Here is a 16,312-nt window from a genome sequence, read left to right on the forward strand (position 1 = left end):
GCTGTGGGACTACCCGTGCCCGAAAGGGCTGGGAGTCCGGTGATTGGACTACAGACCTGAAACTCCCACCGCTCGGGATTCCTCCGCGTTTACCCGGAGGAGGATGTCAACGCCTACTGGGTCGAGGATGGCCCCGATAAGTCAGTCCGGGAGTTTGCGGAATGCTTCAATTTCCGCGTAACAGATACTGCCCTCCGGAGCGCAAGCATCATCCTTGACCGTGAGGTCGTCGAATCGATCGCTGGAAAACTCCCGGCAGATGACGCGCGCCTCGCCGAAGCTGAGTTTGACGATTGCGATCTCGACTTGAGTGAGGCTAACACGGATCCGGTCACCTACCAGACAGTGTACACGTACTTGCGGGAGGTTCGTGACGTTGAGTACCCAGAGACTGTCCAGACCAAGTCCCGACGCATTGACGACCTTCGGAACCTCCACGGCTGCGTGGCGAAGGTGTCCCGGGGTACGAACCCGGCTGACCTAACAGGGCAATGTCGATGGACCTACGCCGAGGATTGAGCTCGACGCCACAGCGCTGTGTCTGGATTGCCAGACCGAGACAGACTTGCTGATCTACCTCCACAACGGCGGCCGTCCGTCGCCGGAGTGCTCAAACGACGCATGGCACACCACTCCGTTCTATGAGTAGTGTGGTGGCACACTGGATTTTCACGCACGACTTCATACTGAGAGTCATGAGTAGCGATAGGATCGACGCTGAGAGCAAGGTATCTGGGAACCAAGCGAACATCCCTGCCCAGATTCGGCGTGAACTTGATATCGACGATGGGGATCATCTCCGGTGGCAGTTAGAAGATGACGGAAGTATCCGCGTGCGTGTCATTCAACAACAAGCGGGTACGTTCGCTGACTTCGACGGCTACGCCGGTAAGTGCCGGCCGAGGCTGGTCGCGACGCGTGGCACCACGCTCGCCGGCACGATGATGTAGACGTGGACAGCCGCCGAGAGAAGCCGGGTACCGACGAGGTAGGCCGCGGCGCTCCGAGCTCTGGTAGCGTCGTCGGTCACTGGCTCAGCCGTTGTAACACCATCGCACAGTGGCTCCGCTCCAGTGCCCACTGGCCGTCACGGTCGTGTGCGACCCGTCGAAGCTGCTGTGCCGAATAGCGACCTCTGAGCCGCCGTGAAACGATACCGACCTTGTCACCAGTGGCGTTAGCCACTCACAAGCTGACTCGACCCTTGACCACCTTGATCGACGGAGCAAATAATAGAACCATTCAGAGCGACACAAGTGAGGTCTACGATATCGTTGATGAAGCCTTACATGACGGGTCCGACTGCGACTTGGCGCTCTCGGCGGTCCTGGTCACCCAAGAGCTCACCGCTGAGTGACAGAATTTTGATAAGTATATCCTGGGACACCGGGTCCCAGAGAGGCTACAGAGACAAGCTGTTCATTAACTGTTTCAACGAAACATTCTTGATTCAATTTTGGCATACTTATGTTATGACTCAACGGTCTCCAGAAGAAGCTGTTAAAAACTCTCTGCATGATATTGACCTCGAGTATCTCTCTGAGACAGGATCGGATATTGTGTTTGACGATCCGATTATTTCATATCTCAGACCCGACGAGGAAATGAAGTATCTGTTCAGACACCCGTATAAGGGGCTCCGAATCATCCGTCCAGACGGTACTGAAGAGACGCCTGACCATCGGATGGCAACCAGTGGGTCACGGCTCCTGGCTGTGACCGACCAACGAGTTCTCTATTTCGCAGGCAAGGAAGACGGCGATCAGGTCAGAACCTGGCACTACGATGAGTTGGAGGCGGTGGAGGCGAGCCGCGGCTGGACACATGGGCGACTGAATTTAACCACCGACGACGGGACGGAATTCAAGTTCGCGGATGCCGGAGGCCGAGCGGGAGTCATTGAGGCGGCTGGCGAATACGTTGCCGAGCAACTGCTCGAGGATGAGGACGTAGCTTCCGGTTCAAGCCGGCGCACAGCCGAACAAAGGTCGGAGTATACCGCGACGGCCGAACCCCCCCAATCTGACGAAGCCTCAGACACCCGTGTCTTCGAACCTTCAGGATCTCCCCGTGATGACGAGGCCAGATCCGAGTCAGAAGCTCAGACGCGTGAGGGATCTTTTAAAGCCGGGTCAGACAGTGTCAGCGATACAGTTCGGTTCAGATGTCCCCAGTGTGGGGAACCGAACAGGGACGACGGCAGTTTCTGTTCCTACTGCGGACAGAGAGTGTTGATCTGTGACGACTGTGGGGAAGCTCACCAGCCCGAAGTGAACTACTGCTCAAACTGTGGATTCGACCTCGAGTAGGTGTGATAATCCCACGACTGAGGTCGGCGGGGAGCGTCTCCGGGAGGTGTTGCTGCGCCACCCGGACGCTTGCGAGGCGTTCAGGATGAGCGCCGCCGCCAGCTACCGGGACCCCGCGGAGACGGTCGGGACCTACTCCGCGGCGGAGCACCCCGGGCGAGTCAAAACGGACGTCGGGTTGATCGCGGCGGTGCTGTCCGACGGCGGATACACCTGTGAGACCCGACTCGACACGGCCGACCCGCAGCTCGCGACGGTCCGGAGCGACACCGAGCGGGCGCAGATCGAGTTCGACACCGCGCGGGCCCGCTGGGTCGCATCGGGGTCGGCCGAGGAGGCGGAAGAGCGATCCGGCGGACGGACTCACCCGCCCCGACGGACCGATTCATCCGCGCCGCATCGCGATCCCGGAGTAGCCGCAGGCGTCACAGGAGAGCGTCTCGCGCGCGCCGAACTCGTACGCTGACAGCGACGCGCCACAGCGGGGGCAGGGATCCCCGGCGGCGAGCGGCGGGGCGTGGCGGACGCCGGCGACGACGAGCCGGACGGCGAGCTCGTCCGCGGCCGCCTCGTCGACCGCGCCGCCCCAGATCACGTTGGCGTCGGCGCCGATCCGCCCTCTGACCGCCGCGATCACGTCGGTGGCGGCTGCGATGCTGGTGGCCGGGTCGACGACGACGTCCACGAGCACCGCGCCCGCGTCGGTCGCGTCGACTCCCTCCGGGGGCCCGTCGAAGGCGGCGGCGACCGCCGCAGCCGGCGCGTCGCGGTCGGCGGTCCCGGTCCCCAGCGCGGCGACGCCGGCCGAGAGCACCGTCTCGGCGTCGGTGAGGTCGAGGTTGACGAAGCCGGGCTCCTGCACCGTCGCGAGGAACGCGCGGATCGCCGCCTCGACGGCGTCGCCCTCGGCGAGCAACACGGCGTCGGCGGGCTCTCGGACCGCGGACAGCGCGTCGCCGTCGGCCGCGTTCGCGGGGACGACCGCGACCGCGAACGCGTCGAGCCGAGCGAGCGCACGGAGCGATTCGTTCGTCTCGCCCGCCTCGTCGCCCTCGCCGGGGTCGAGCGCGACGACGATCGCCGCGGGCGGGGAGTGGGTCCCCGACGCGCCGGCCGCCCCCGCGAGGAGCTCCCGGGCCGACGCGTACCGGGCGTTCCGGAACGCGGAGCCGGCGGGCCGGTCGGCGTAGGCGCCGAGGCCGCAGACGGCGACGGAGCCGCCGAGGGCGGCGGCCGCTTCGCGGAGGTCGTCCCGGTGAGCCATCTGAGAGGGGCGTTTCGGCTCCGGCGACAAACCCCTTCCCACTCGCGAGCCGGCGGCGGCCTCGGCGGGCGGTCGACGTCGGCCTCGCCGCCGCTCGGATCCCAACCGATAAGCCCGACCGATCGCAACCGGTCCGTATGGACCGCTTCCGGAACACGGGACAGCCCGACTGGGACTGGTGGGGACGGATCTGGCCGACGCCGGGCGAGACGCTCCGGCGGCTCGGCGTGAGCCCGGGGGACCGCGTCGCCGAGGTCGGCTCCGGCAACGGCTACTTCGCCCTGCCGGCCGCCCGGATCGCGAGCCCGGCATCGGCCTACGCCGTCGACCTCGACGAGTCGCTGCTCGCGGAGCTGGAGGGGCTCGCGGACGCGCAGGGGATCGACAACGTCGTCCCGGTCCGCGGCGACGCTCGGGACCTCGCTGCGCTCCTCCCCGAGCCGATCGACGTGGCGCTGCTCGCGAACGCCTTCCACGGGATCGACGACCGGGCCGCGTTCGTCGAGGGCGTCGCGGGCGCGCTCGCCGCCGACGGGCGGTTCGTCGTCGTCAACTGGGGCGACCGGCCCCGCGAGGAGACGGTCATCGCTGGCGAGCCCCGCGGCCCGCCGACCGAGCTGCGGGTGGGCCCCGAGGAGACGCGGCGCGCGGTCGAGGACGCGAGCGACCTGCGGCTCGCTCGCGAGGTCGACCTCCCGCCGTTCCACTACGGGCTCGTCTTCGAGCGCTGAGCGGGGGCCGACGTCGTTGGGGGCATGCGGTCGATTTTTGCCCAGGCGGGTCCGAGTCGGGGTATGACCATCGAACCGGCCGAGATAGCGGAGCTCATCGAGGCGGAGATCCCGGACGCCGTCGCTCGCGTGACGGCCCCTCGGGTCCACAACGACGAGGACGAGGACGCGCATTTCGCGGCGTGGGTCGTCTCGCCCGCCTTCGACGGCGAGTCGCTCGTGAACCAGCACCAGCGCGTGTACGACGCCGTCGGCGACCACATGACCCGGTCGGTCCACGCCTTGGAGATCAAGACGTACACCCCCGCCGACTACGCCGAGCACGGCGACGGGAACCTCGCGCCGGCCCTCCGGGAGGCCGGGCTGTTCCCGGTCGAGGGGGAGTGAGTCACCGTCCCGCGCGGCGGGACCCGTCACGCTTTCAGTAGCTTTTACCCGGTCTCGCGGGAAGCGTCGCGCATGGGTGAGGACTACCGCACGGAGGAGGACAGCCTCGGCGAGATGCAGGTGCCGGCGGACGCGTACTGGGGGGCACAGACCCAGCGCGCGGTCGAGAACTTCCCGATCTCCGGGATCGGCATGAGCCGCCGGTTCGTCCGCGCGCTCGGCGTCGTCAAGAAGGCGGCCGCGCAGGCGAACCGCGACCTGGGGCTCGTCGAGGAGGACACCGCGGCGGCGATCGTCGCCGCCGCCGACGAGGTGATCGCCGGCGAGCACGACGGCCAGTTCCCGGTCGACGTCTTCCAGACCGGCTCGGGCACCTCCTCGAACATGAACGCCAACGAGGTGATCGCCAACCGCGCCGCCGAGGTCGCGGGCGCGGAGATCGGCGACCGCGTCGTCCACCCGAACGACCACGTCAACTACGGGCAGTCGAGCAACGACGTGATCCCGACCGCGATGCACGTCGCCGCGCTGGAGGCGGTCGAGAAGGACCTCGTGCCCGCGCTCGAGACGCTCCACGCCGAGCTGGAGGCGAAGGAGACCGCGTTCGACGGCGTCGTCAAGACCGGTCGCACGCACCTCCAAGACGCCACCCCGATCCGGCTCGGCCAGGAGTTCGGCGGCTACCGGACGCAGGTCGCGAAGGGGATCGAGCGCGCGGAGGGCGTTCAGTCGACCCTCCGCGAGCTCGCGCTGGGCGGCACCGCGGTCGGGACCGGCCTCAACACCCACCCCGAGTTCCCGGAGCTCGCCGCGGAGTACATCTCCGACGAGACCGGGACCGAGTTCCGCGAGGCCGACAACCACTTCGAGGCGCAGGCGGCCCACGACGCGATGGCCGAGGCGCACGGCGCGCTCCGGACGATCGCCGGCAGCATGAACAAGATCGCCAACGACCTGCGGCTGCTCGCCTCCGGCCCGCGCAACGGGCTCGGCGAGGTCGAGCAGCCCGAGAACCAGCCCGGCTCCTCGATCATGCCCGGGAAGATCAACCCCGTCGTCGCCGAGTCGGTCAACCAGGTCCACAAGCAGGTCGTCGGCAACGACGCCGCGGTCTCGGCCGGCGCGGCGCGCGGCGAGGTCGACCTGAATATTTATAAGCCGCTCATCGCGCACAACTTCCTCGAGTCCGCGAAGCTGCTCTCGAACGCCGCGGCGACGTTCGGCGAGCGCTTCGTCGCGAAGCTGGAGGCCAACGAGGCGCACTGCGAGACGCGCGTCGAGCAGTCGATGGCGCTCGCGACCGCGCTGAACCCCGCGATTGGCTACGACAAGGCGAGCAAGGTCGCGAAGACGGCCTTAAAAGAGGGCACGAGCGTCCGCGAGGCCGCGGTCGAGGCCGGCTACCTCACCGAGGCGGAGGCCGACGAGGTGCTCGACCCCGAGGCGATGACGCACCGCGTGATCCTCGGCGACGACGACTGAGGCGCCTCGGGGCGGACGGCGTTTTTCAATCCGGTCGCCACCCTCGACTTGACGGAGTCAGTCCGACGCGGTCTCGTTCTCCTCGTCAGTCGCTCCTCCGTCGGCGTCCTCCTGAAGCCCCTGCCGCTGCAGGAACTGGTCGTAGTAGTCGGCGGGCAGGATCGCCGCCAGGTCGCCGTCCTCGAGTCCGCCCACGAACGTGGTCGCGGGAGCGGTGAGCCGGAGGAGGCCGGCCGCCGGCTCCGCGTCCTCCACCGAGACCGCGTCGTCGTCCGCGACGGCGTCCTCGTACGCGGTCGCGGCGTCCCGTATCAGCTCCTCCTGCTTGCTCTGATACTCCTGTTGGGCTTCCGTCCGAGTGAGGTTCCCGCTTTCGACGCCCGCCTGAAGCTCCTCCTGGAACTCGGTGAGCTCCGTCTGGTCCGCCCGGATCTGGACCGTGAGCGTCGCCGCGGACTCAGACGCGGCGTCGCCGTCGCCGTCGGTCTGTGACTGGCCGTCCAGCGCGGAGCAGCCGGCGAGGGCCGCGGTGGCACCGGTCCCTGTCATAGCGAGGAAGGATCGACGGCCCGAGAGCTCTATCATACCGAACGGTCTCGGGGATACCCCCTAACGCTTGCCTTTCCGCGCCGCGAGCGCGGCGGTCGCGGCGACCGCGCGCCGGTCAGAGCTTCGGCGTCTGCGACGCGTCGACCGGCTCGGGCGCCGTCCGGTTCGCGCTCGGTCGGCCGTCGCGCAGCTGGAGGTACGCCGACGCGATGACCGCGTAGTACGGGACGAAGAAGGCCGCCGAGAGCGTGACGGTGACGAGGTCGGCCGCGAGGGGCCCGCCGACGAGGCCGACCAGCGGCGTGACGGCGCCCAACACGAGGCCGAACGCCCCGGAGAGGAACATGACGACGGCCAGCCTGAGTCGAGAGCCGCGGGCGAGCCCCCAGCTCCGCTTGAGGCTCTCGACGCCGCCGCCGTCCTCGACGGCGACGACGAAGACGAAGAAGAGGAACGAGGCCGTGAGGAACAGCCCCGGAAAGAAGAGGAGGACGAAGCCGACCGCGACCGCGACGCTCACGACGATCCCGCCGACCAGCGCGACGAGCGTGGCGCGCCCGAGGCGCTCGGTCAGCGCCGGGGGGAACGTCGACGCCTCGCCGAGCGGCTGGGCGAACGTCCGCGAGAGGACCACGAAGTACGCCGAGCTCGCGAGGGTGAGCGCGCCGAACAGCGCGAGCCCGACGCTCCCGGAGACGGGGAGCACGAGCCCGGTCTCCCCGCTGAACTGCGCCGCGGCCTCGGCCGGGAGGAAGCCGGCCACGACGGTGTTGACACTCGTTTGGATCCCGAACTGGATCAGGAGAAGCCCGACGAAGAGGACCCCGCCGGCTCGGGTGAAGGTGCGCCTGAAACCGTCGCTAACCGCACGGCTGAGTTGGAGGGCCATTGCGGCGGAACGTCTCGACGAATTACAATAAAATAATCGAATTGACGCGGTGTTGCCGGCCGCGAAACGCGCTCATCGGTGTCGTACGCGGGAGCGCGGGATGATAGCCGAAGAAGACCCCGTGTACCCTTGGCCGGCTATTCGTGTGTCATCCTTGAATTGGTGAGCTGAGCCCACGCCAGGCGCCGCGGTAGCGCTCCCACAGCAGGACGGCGGGCGGAAGCGCGATCACGGTACACGTGAACGAGTAGACCACGCTCAGCGCCATCAGCAGGCCGAAGTTTCCAAGGACAGGCGTGATGGCGAGCGCGAGCGCGCCCGTCCCGAGCGAGGTGGTTAGCATGCTCCCGAGCAAGGCGCCGCCCGTCCCGGCGAAGGTGACGATCATCGCCTCGTACGCGCCGGTGTCCTCGTCGAACTCATCGATGAACCGATGGGTGGCGTGGACGGAGTACGCGATTCCGAGGCCGATCGCGATCGAGAGGATCGTCGCGGTCAGGGCGTTGAGCGAGATGCCGAGGGCCCGCATCGTCCCGAGCAGGAAGGCGATGGCGATGAGAATCGGAAAGACGTTGACGATTCCGAGGAGGGGCTTACGCTCCAAGACGGCGTAAGCGATGATGAGGAACACCGCAGTCAGTCCCAACGCGAGGATCAGTCCTTGGATCGCAGACTGGAAGATGACCTCCGTCACCGCATCGAAGACGACGATCTGGCCGGTCGGGGTCGCCTCGAACCGGAACTTCTCGGCGAACTGGTCGGTGTCGACCGCCGCGTCGCCCTGCGAGGCGTCCGCGTCGATGGCGTAGTCGACCTGCGCACTCTGGCGGTCCGGCGTGAGGTACTGCTCTGCACGGTCGCCCGCCGACGAGGCGAACAGGGCGTCGTAGACCCGGTCGAGATTGCGGTCCGGGACCCCGTCGCCGTCGACGTCGTTGCGCGCGACAAGATCAGCGAACACCGGGTCTTGTTCGGCGTGTGACCGAATAACCGTGACGATGCTCGTCGGTCGCGCGGTCCCGTCTTCCCCGACGGCGAGCGAACCAGGGGGATCGTCGTTCGGGTCCGCGAGCGCCTGCAACGCGTGTCCCTCCTCGAAGTTTCCTCGGACGTATAATGTCACGGACTGGTCTTGGTTCGTAGCGAAGCGCTCTTCGAGGAGGTTGAGCGTCTCCGCGACTGTGTACTCGCTCGGTGCGAACGGCTCTGGCAGCCCGGTCACGTAGTCCGGCTGTTCTTCGGGGGGGAGGAAGTCCTCCGTCTCGAAGGAGGTGTCGACGCCGCTGCCGTACGCCGCCGCCATGCCACCGCTGACGACCAGCAGCACGACCATCGCGAGCGGGACGTACTGGCTGACTTGGGTGGGGAACGTCAGGATGCGCCCGATCGCCGAGCCCTCGGACGCGATCGGTGCGGAGTTGAATTCGGGGACGTCATAGGCGTCACGGAGCTTGTCTATCTCCAGCTTCGCCGCCGGGAGGAACAGCCCGAAGATCAGGAAGGTGAACACGATCCCGATCGCCGACGCGAGCCCGAGGTCGCTGATCGGCCCGAGGTCAGAGATGACGTTCGCGCCGAAGCCAAAGACGGTGGTCGCCGTGACGATGACGAAGGCGATCATCAGCTGGTTGTTCGCCTCCCGCATCGCCTCGACGGGCTCGTACCCGGCGACGGTCTCCTCGCGGAAGCGGTTGATGATGTGGATCCCGAAGTCGACGCCGACCGCGAGCAACAGCACGGGCACAGTGATGAGCTGCTGGCTGAACGGGATCCCGGAGAACCCGAGGAAGCCGAACGTCCAGACGACGGTCATTAAAAGCGCCAGGAGTCCGAGCGCTAGGTCGATCGGGTCGCGGTAGGCGACAACGAGGAACAAGAGCAACAGCAGCACGACGACGGGCATCACGATGACAAGCGAGTCGCCGATGACGGTCGCGGTCTCCGCGTTGACGATCCCCGAGCCGAACGCCCGGACATCGACGGGGCGGTCGTCGGCGAGCGTCTGGATCGTCGTCTGGATTTCCTGGAGGTCGCCGTCGGAGAAGCCGCGCGGCACGTCGTGGCTCACGACCGTGATCGATGCCGAGGCGCTCGCGCTCGTCGGGTTGAAGTCGGTGGAGACCGACCTGCCGAACCGCTCGCTGCCAGCCAGCTCGCGGACTGTCCGCCGGACCTCCGCGTCACCGGCCCGCTCGACGGCGCGCCGCTGTTCGGTGATCGTCGTCGCCGAGGGATCGAGCGTTCGGGCGACGACCGTGGCGGGGCCGTTCGCCGAGGCGACCCGGAGGCCGTCGCGTCGTTCGATCTCCTCAAGCAGCCGGAGGTCCCGTTCGAGCGACTCTTTCGTGAGGACGTTTCCGCCCGTGTGAACGAGCTGCGTCGACTCGCTCCCGGGCCGGAACGGGTCCTCGAACTCCTCGTTTATCGCTTCGAGCGCCTCCTGCTCTTCGAGCCCCTCAGTGAACGAATCGGTGGCGTCGGTGTCCGTGCTGACGAGCCCCATACCGGCGGCGAACACCAGCGTGAGGACGAGGAACGCGACGATGACCTGTCGGGGGCTATCGACGATGGCGTCGTTGAGCCGCTGCGTCCATGCCTCGATCCGCTCATCGGCCGACATCGGCTACTGCCGCCTCCGGTAGACGACGAGCGCTCCCGTCGTGACGACGAGGAGCACGATAACGATGACCGGCAGCGGCAGCCCCCCGCCCTCGCTTTCGCTCACGTCAATAGGGACCCGGTAGGTGTCCGTCAGCTGGCTGTCGCCGTCGGCGTCGTCGTACCGGAAGTCGAACGAGACCGGGTAGGTACTTCCCGCGGTCGCGGAGGCGGTCGTGGTGAGCTCAAAGGTCATCGTCGTCGTCTCACCCGGACCGAGCGACTGGACGTACCCCGTGTCGGTGTTACCGGTGTCGAGCGGATTGTCGGCGAACAGCCGCCCCTCGACGTCGCTCGCGGTCTCGTTCAGGTTGTTCGTCACCGCAACATCGACGGTGCGGGTCCCGCCCGACTGGATGGTCCGGTTCTGCACCGCGACGTCGAACCGGTCGCGCTCGGGAGCGACGGCGGCGGTCACCGCGAGTTCTTCGAAGGATCGCGCCTCACCGTCGTCGTTGCGGTACTGGACCGCCATGTCGAGCGACCGCAGTCCCGCCTCGGCGCCGCCGCCGATCGCGATTGGCAGCGAGAACTCCGCGCTCTCGTCGGGTTCGAGCGTTCCCACCGCAGCCGACCGCTCCGACGGGAGGACGTTCGAGTCCTCGCCCGCATACCGCACCACGACGCTTCGGGCCGGCACGGGACCGTCGTTTCGTACGGTGCCGACCAGCTCGCCGTCCTCGGCGACGCGGAGAGTCGACTCCACGTCGGAGAACGCGAACTCCTCTTCTGCAAGCGGGAGAATCCCGAGCGAGAGCTCCTCGTCGGTTCGGACGATCCCGTCAGGGTCCTCAAACTGCACGGATCCGGCGAGCGTGTACTGCTGGACGGGCAGGTCGGCGGCGACGCCCACGTCGTAGGCGACGGTCGCCATCTCACCCGGATCGAGCTCCTCGATCCGGACTGTGTCGGACTGTCCGTCGCTCACCGTGACGCTGGCGCTCCGAGTCTCGAGGGTCACGTCGGCGTCACGAGCCGGCTCCGCGCCGACGTTCTCGATCGTCGCCTTGACGATGCCGGTGTCGCCGACCTGCGCATCGCTCTCGACGTCGACGATCCGGAAGCGGGCGTCGTCGCGGACGCGGACTTCGATGTCGCGAGAGACCGTCACGGTCCGGCTCTCGCCGGAAGATATGTAGGCGTAGGTGAGGTCGAGATCCAGGGAGTACATCCCAGGGTCGACGCCCTCTGGCACGTTCAGACGCACCGGGAGTTCGCCGGGACCGTTCGTCGTCACGCTCCCGATCGACTGCTCGCCGGACTCGACGGAGAGCGGGCCACTCGCCTCGACGTCGGCGCGGACGTTCCGCGCGGTGGTGACGAGCTCACTGTTCGCGGCGTTCCCGAACCGGAAGTTCCCGTCGTTGGCGATCTGGAGGGAGATCCGGTTCGTCTGACCCGGCACGAGGTTCGGATTCGGCGCGTACACCTCGAGATCGGGCGATCCGCCGATGTTACTTGCCGCCTGTGCGGGCGCGCCTCCCGTGGCGCCGAGCGCGGCGTCGGCACCGGAGAGCGACGCTCCGACAGCGCCGATGCCGGCGCCGCTCGCGACGAGCAGGACGCTCACGAGGACAACGGACAGCGGTCGCGTTCGCATGCGCTACCGCGCCTCGGTCTTCGCAGCGTTTGCGCTCCGCGGTCGGAGGGATATCGGAGCAGGATCATCCACTAAGAAGAACCAATCGCATTGCATGGTCGTCACTTCGTTCACGAATGAATAAACCTTTTTATTTTAGACTTTTTATTCGGGGTATGGAGTTCAAAAATCGTTACTTCGAGCTCGGTCGGCATCCGGCGTGCGGGTGTGTGTCGTGACGCGATTTTCGGACGAGGACCGCGAACGCATTCGCAAGGAGCTGATCGAGGCGGGACACGACCTGTTCGCGAGGTACGGGTTCGATCGCACGCGTGTGAGCGACGTGACGGAAGCCGTCGGGATCGGGACGAGCACGTTTTACCAGTTCTTCGATTCAAAAGAATCGCTGTACCTCGCGGTGCTCGTCGGGGAGCGCAAGCGACTGTTCGAGACGCTCGAGTCAGAGGTCGCTACCGTCGAGACCGCCCCGGAAGAGGCCGAGACGATCCTGCGAACGATGCTCGATCAGGTGCGATCGAACCCGCTGATCCGCCGGCTGTTCGTCGACGGCGAGATTCGGCGGATCGACGAGCAGCTGAACGGCACGAGCTACGACGGCCCCGCGGGTGGTGCATGTACCGATGACGACCGGGCCGATAGTAGCGATTCGGTGACTGAATTCGACCGAGTATTACCGCAGCCGGCCGAGTGGGCCGCACGCGACGACTTCCGGCTTGACGACCCCGATGTCGTGCGAGGCGTCTTACGGTCGCTGCTCTTCGTCACGCAGGCGCAGAACACGCCGATCGTCCCACAAGAGACCTACGACGAGATCGAGGAGGCACTGGTCAAGACGGTCATCGCGGGGCTGTTCGCGGAACGGGAGGGGACCGCCGACTGATCACGGAAGCGTTCGACCGGATACGCACGGTCGGTCTGGGGGCGAGACGGTTTCAGAACCGGAACCCGACCGAACGGATCGAGAAGTGACGGGAATCGTGTGTCGCGGTCAAGAAACTGAGAGTCAGGAAATCGAGTCTTAGGGACGCATATTGCTATTTGACGGTATGTTCTCTGTATCCGGTGCTCGTGAATTAGACGGCTGTCTCTGCTCGCTACACCCCCATCTCGGATGGTTGCCGAATCCGTGACCCGGCGGGACCGAGTTAGCTGAACCGCGCCGGCCCGGCGATCACCGTGTCGTTCCGCCTGATCGACACGCTGATATCGAACTCCGACGCGGATTTCGAGAGGTCGAACTCGCAGCCGATCGAGCCGTCGGACTCTACCGTCGCCACGCAGTTCAGTACCTGGCTGACACCGCCGCCCGTCTCCTGGGCGTCAACGCGGACGATGACCGTGTTGTCCGGTGCGAGGTTCGTTTCGGCGGTGACGGAGAGCTGCGGTTCGTCGCCGACGGAGGGAGTCGCGAACTCGGCGTCGGGCTCGACGACCTCGAAGCGCTCCGAGAGGTGAACCTGCGGGAGCTCCGCGGGAGCGGACTCGTTGGTCTGCAGTCGGACCGCGTACTCTCCGGGCTCGAGCGCTCCCGTGTCCGCGTCCGCGACGAGGTCACCGGCGGGAGCGTCGTACGTGATGTCGAGCGCGGACAGCGGGGCCGTCGGCGACGCGTCCTGGTCGGCGGATTCGAGCCGGAGGTCGACGCCGTGCCCGAGCGTTCCCTGACCGGCGGGCCCGTACAGGACCGTGCCGGAGTCGCGATAGGTCGTCGTCTCCCCGGTCAGCGTGGCCGTGACGTCTCTCGCCCCGACCGTCTCGGGATTCTGCACCTCGTAGGCCACGAGGAGGCTGTCGTTCGCCGAGACGATGACCGGGCGGTCGAAGATGAGCGTCATCCGGCCGTCGGTGCTCGTCCGGATGTTCTGGATCGCGAACCTCGCGGAGCGGTCGACGTAGCCGTCGCCGGTCTCGTCGACCCCGAGCGTGTCGATGTCGCCCTGCGTGAGCCGGTAGATGTCCGCGGGCGGGGTGCTGCCGTCGGCGCCGTAGTCGACCGTCAGCGACCGCACGGCGACCGTCTCATTGGGCGTCGTCTGCAGCGTATGCGTCGTTCGGGCGTTCGGAGCGCTGTCGGCCGGGAAGACCATGTTGCGCGCGGGCGGCGAGGGCTCGACGGCGCCGCCGAGACCGCTCACCCCGAACCGCGTCCGGGCGAGGTCGCCGGCGGCCGCGGTCCGAACCTCGGCGTCGGCCGCCGACGCGTCAGTCTCGGATTCCCCGTCCGCCGCTCCGGCGGACGCGTTCCCGGGCGAGTCGGCCGCCGAGAGCGGGGTTCCGAGAGCGACGACGCTCGTGTTACTCGACGTTTCGCCCGGCTCCTCGAGGCGGAGCACGGCCGCGACGCTCGTCGTCGCGGTCGAGACGATCATGTTGTAGCGGCCGGTGTCGAGCACGGCGCCCGCCTGGTCGCTCGATTCGACGAGGAGCTCGGCGTCGTCGCCGGCGTCGGCGGCCGTGATCCCGACCGTGGCGTCCTCGCCTGGCCCGCGGAAGGTGTTGAACCGGACGCGGACGGTCCCGTCACCGTTTCCGTCTCGGACGTCTACGAGAGCCCGGTACCGCTGGTCGGCGGAGCTAACGCGGAGGATAGCCTCGTCGGTGTTGCGCACCTGGAGTTCGATCGTCGCGACGTCGCCCTGCGTCGTCGTGGTCTCGGCGGCGCCGAAGCCGACTGCTGACCCCGACTGCGCCGCGGCGGGAGCGGCGAACGGCGCGACGACGCCGACGAGGAGAACCGTCACAACGAGGGCGATACGCGTGTGCATGTGGATATCCGACCTACCGCTGTGCCGGGTAAATACTTTCTGTCACGGCGGGGAGTCGCCCGAGCATCGAAGCCGCTCGATCGCCGGATCCGAGGCGGCCGGGGCGCTGACGAGCGTGACTCGATCCCGGTCGCGGAGAGCCGCGTCGCTCTCGAGGCGTCGGGTCGGGCGCGAAAAATGGAACCGCGAACCGCGTGGGCCGAACGGGAGGTCCGTTCGGTGATTAGTCGGCGTTAGTTGTCGCGACGGGTCGCGAGCAGCGCGGCCGCGACGAGGGCGACCAGAGCGACGAGCGCGCCGAAGCCGGGCGTGCTGTCGTCGGTACCGCCGTCGCCACCGTCGTCACCGCCGTCTTCACCGTCGGTGCCGCCGTCTTCACCGTCGGTGCCGCCGTCTTCACCGTCAGATCCATCGTCGCCGTCCATTCCGTCGTCACCGTCGGTGCCACCGTCTTCACCGTCGGTGCCACCGTCTTCACCGTCTTCACCGTCTTCACCGTCGTCTGCAGTCTGACGCTCTTCGACGATTTCGACCTCGGCGCGGTCCGAGTTCTGACCGTCGTCAGATTCGACGACATACGAGCCGGTCTCGATGTCAGACGTGTCGATCGCCACGTTCCAACTGCCGTCAGTACCCCATGTCTCGGTACTGGAAATCTCGAAGGATTCCCCGTCTTGGTTGAGCAATTCGACATTAATCGAATTGTCATCCGGACGGAGGTTGGTCGTTCCCTCAACGACCATCGTCTCACCGGCCGCAACCGGGTTGACACCTTCAGCCTGGGCTTCCTGCGGGTAAACAGAGTCGATCGTCGTCTGACTCTCCGCGTAACGGAAGGTCTGCGTGACTACCAGGTCGTCGCTAGCCGTATCATCAGTCGTCTCGGAGAGAATACGGGAGCGAGCCTGGTCACCGTTCAGGTTATCATTGCTCACGTTCTGGTTGATCCAGTTGTTGAGACCACTCTCACCGGACTGACCGTTCGGGAGTTCAGCATTACCAAAGTTCCCGTCACGGCCAGGCGAGATGACGTGGACGCTCACAGTTCCTTCGGCAAGGCCAGTCGGGATCGCACGGTCATCCGAGTCAATGGTACCGTCCGACTCAACATCGAGAGTCTCTGCGCTGACACTACCACGACGGTCAACGTAGACCAGCGAGACACCCTCAGCGCTCTGGCCCTCGGCGGTACCAGAGATATCGACAGAGTCGTCGAGTTGGTTGACCTGACCGTTGATGAAGCCGAACTGGGCGTTCAGGTTCCCTTCAACAGTCCGGATAGACCGTGAGTTGCTAGTCGCACCAGTGAAATCAGTTGTACGGATGTCGTCGTTACCACTGAACGCGCTGTGGTCAACGACACCAATACGGTAGGAGCCGACCTGGCCGAGGATGCGTGCTGCATCAGAGCCAACCGTGGCCTGGTCGGACATGACGACATCTTCCTCTTCGAACGAGTCGTCCGATTCTACCTCAATGTCGCTGACGAGAATCTGCCACCGGCCCTGATCACGCACATACACGTCAACTGAATCGACACCTTCGGCGGTTCCGTTGAGGTCGACCTCGGAGTTAATCGTGTACGTACCCGCCGGGGCATCCAGGGTTACGCTCTTGTGTAGCACATTGTTGATTTCAGAGAGTAGCTTTGACAGCGTGTTTGAGCGCTTCTCGTCCG

General features: G+C 66.5%; 13 protein-coding genes and 1 pseudogene. 7 read left to right on the forward strand and 7 right to left on the reverse strand.

Annotated features, from left to right (window positions below):
* Positions 1 to 159: 159 nt before the first annotated feature.
* The 3 genes and pseudogenes from rdfA to N5096_RS11005 form a co-directional block, all read left to right on the forward strand.
* Positions 160 to 519, forward strand: a pseudogene (gene rdfA / locus N5096_RS16520) (rod-determining factor RdfA); the annotation flags it as partial.
* A gap of 176 nt (positions 520 to 695) precedes the next feature.
* On the forward strand, positions 696 to 950 hold the full coding sequence (locus tag N5096_RS11000) for an AbrB/MazE/SpoVT family DNA-binding domain-containing protein (protein ID WP_267664722.1): 255 nt from the start codon (positions 696 to 698) through the stop codon (positions 948 to 950).
* A gap of 522 nt (positions 951 to 1,472) precedes the next feature.
* Positions 1,473 to 2,309, forward strand: a complete 837-nt coding sequence (locus N5096_RS11005) for a zinc ribbon domain-containing protein (RefSeq protein WP_267664701.1) — start codon at positions 1,473 to 1,475, stop codon at positions 2,307 to 2,309.
* A gap of 385 nt (positions 2,310 to 2,694) precedes the next feature.
* On the opposite strand, the gene N5096_RS11010 is transcribed toward N5096_RS11005, so the two are convergent.
* Positions 2,695 to 3,573, reverse strand: a complete 879-nt coding sequence (locus N5096_RS11010; protein WP_267664702.1) for a hypothetical protein — start codon at positions 3,571 to 3,573, stop codon at positions 2,695 to 2,697.
* Positions 3,574 to 3,710: 137 nt separating this feature from the next.
* Between N5096_RS11010 and N5096_RS11015 the strand changes: the two genes are divergently transcribed.
* The 3 genes from N5096_RS11015 (at position 3,711) to N5096_RS11025 (ending at position 6,173) form a co-directional block, all read left to right on the forward strand.
* Positions 3,711 to 4,304: a class I SAM-dependent methyltransferase gene (locus N5096_RS11015; RefSeq protein WP_267664704.1), complete on the forward strand. Its 594-nt coding sequence runs from the start codon at positions 3,711 to 3,713 to the stop codon at positions 4,302 to 4,304.
* Between the two features lie 63 nt (positions 4,305 to 4,367).
* Entirely contained in the window at positions 4,368 to 4,691 is a 324-nt protein-coding gene (locus N5096_RS11020; protein ID WP_267664706.1) for a BolA family protein, read from the forward strand.
* A 72-nt stretch (positions 4,692 to 4,763) separates the two neighbouring features.
* Entirely contained in the window at positions 4,764 to 6,173 is a 1,410-nt protein-coding gene (locus N5096_RS11025) for a class II fumarate hydratase (RefSeq protein ID WP_267664708.1), read from the forward strand.
* 57 nt (positions 6,174 to 6,230) lie between these two features.
* Here N5096_RS11025 and N5096_RS11030 read toward each other — a convergent pair whose 3' ends face one another.
* The 4 genes from N5096_RS11030 to N5096_RS11045 form a co-directional block, all read right to left on the reverse strand.
* Complete coding sequence (locus N5096_RS11030) at positions 6,231 to 6,758, reverse strand: hypothetical protein (protein ID WP_267664709.1); 528 nt, start codon at positions 6,756 to 6,758, stop codon at positions 6,231 to 6,233.
* A 79-nt stretch (positions 6,759 to 6,837) separates the two neighbouring features.
* Positions 6,838 to 7,611: a DUF7847 domain-containing protein gene (locus N5096_RS11035; protein ID WP_267664711.1), complete on the reverse strand. Its 774-nt coding sequence runs from the start codon at positions 7,609 to 7,611 to the stop codon at positions 6,838 to 6,840.
* Between the two features lie 148 nt (positions 7,612 to 7,759).
* A complete protein-coding gene (locus N5096_RS11040) occupies positions 7,760 to 10,231 on the reverse strand; it encodes an efflux RND transporter permease subunit (protein ID WP_267664714.1) in 2,472 nt (823 codons plus the stop codon).
* 3 nt (positions 10,232 to 10,234) lie between these two features.
* The gene (locus N5096_RS11045) at positions 10,235 to 11,869 is read right to left on the reverse strand and encodes a COG1361 S-layer family protein (RefSeq protein ID WP_267664716.1); all 1,635 of its coding nucleotides are present in this window, start codon (positions 11,867 to 11,869) and stop codon (positions 10,235 to 10,237) included.
* 214 nt (positions 11,870 to 12,083) lie between these two features.
* On the opposite strand from N5096_RS11045, the gene N5096_RS11050 reads away from it, so the two are divergent.
* Entirely contained in the window at positions 12,084 to 12,749 is a 666-nt protein-coding gene (locus N5096_RS11050; RefSeq protein WP_267664719.1) for a TetR/AcrR family transcriptional regulator, read from the forward strand.
* 265 nt (positions 12,750 to 13,014) lie between these two features.
* On the opposite strand, the gene N5096_RS11055 is transcribed toward N5096_RS11050, so the two are convergent.
* Positions 13,015 to 14,634 (reverse strand): DUF7827 domain-containing protein, encoded by a 1,620-nt coding sequence (locus N5096_RS11055; protein ID WP_267664721.1) that lies wholly within the window; start codon positions 14,632 to 14,634, stop codon positions 13,015 to 13,017.
* Between the two features lie 233 nt (positions 14,635 to 14,867).
* A partial coding sequence (locus N5096_RS11060) for a PGF-CTERM sorting domain-containing protein (RefSeq protein ID WP_309243306.1) occupies positions 14,868 to 16,312 on the reverse strand: 1,445 nt, incomplete at its 5' end.

Origin of the sequence: Halorubrum yunnanense (assembly GCF_026586675.1) — an archaeon.
Lineage (GTDB): Archaea > Halobacteriota > Halobacteria > Halobacteriales > Haloferacaceae > Halorubrum > Halorubrum yunnanense.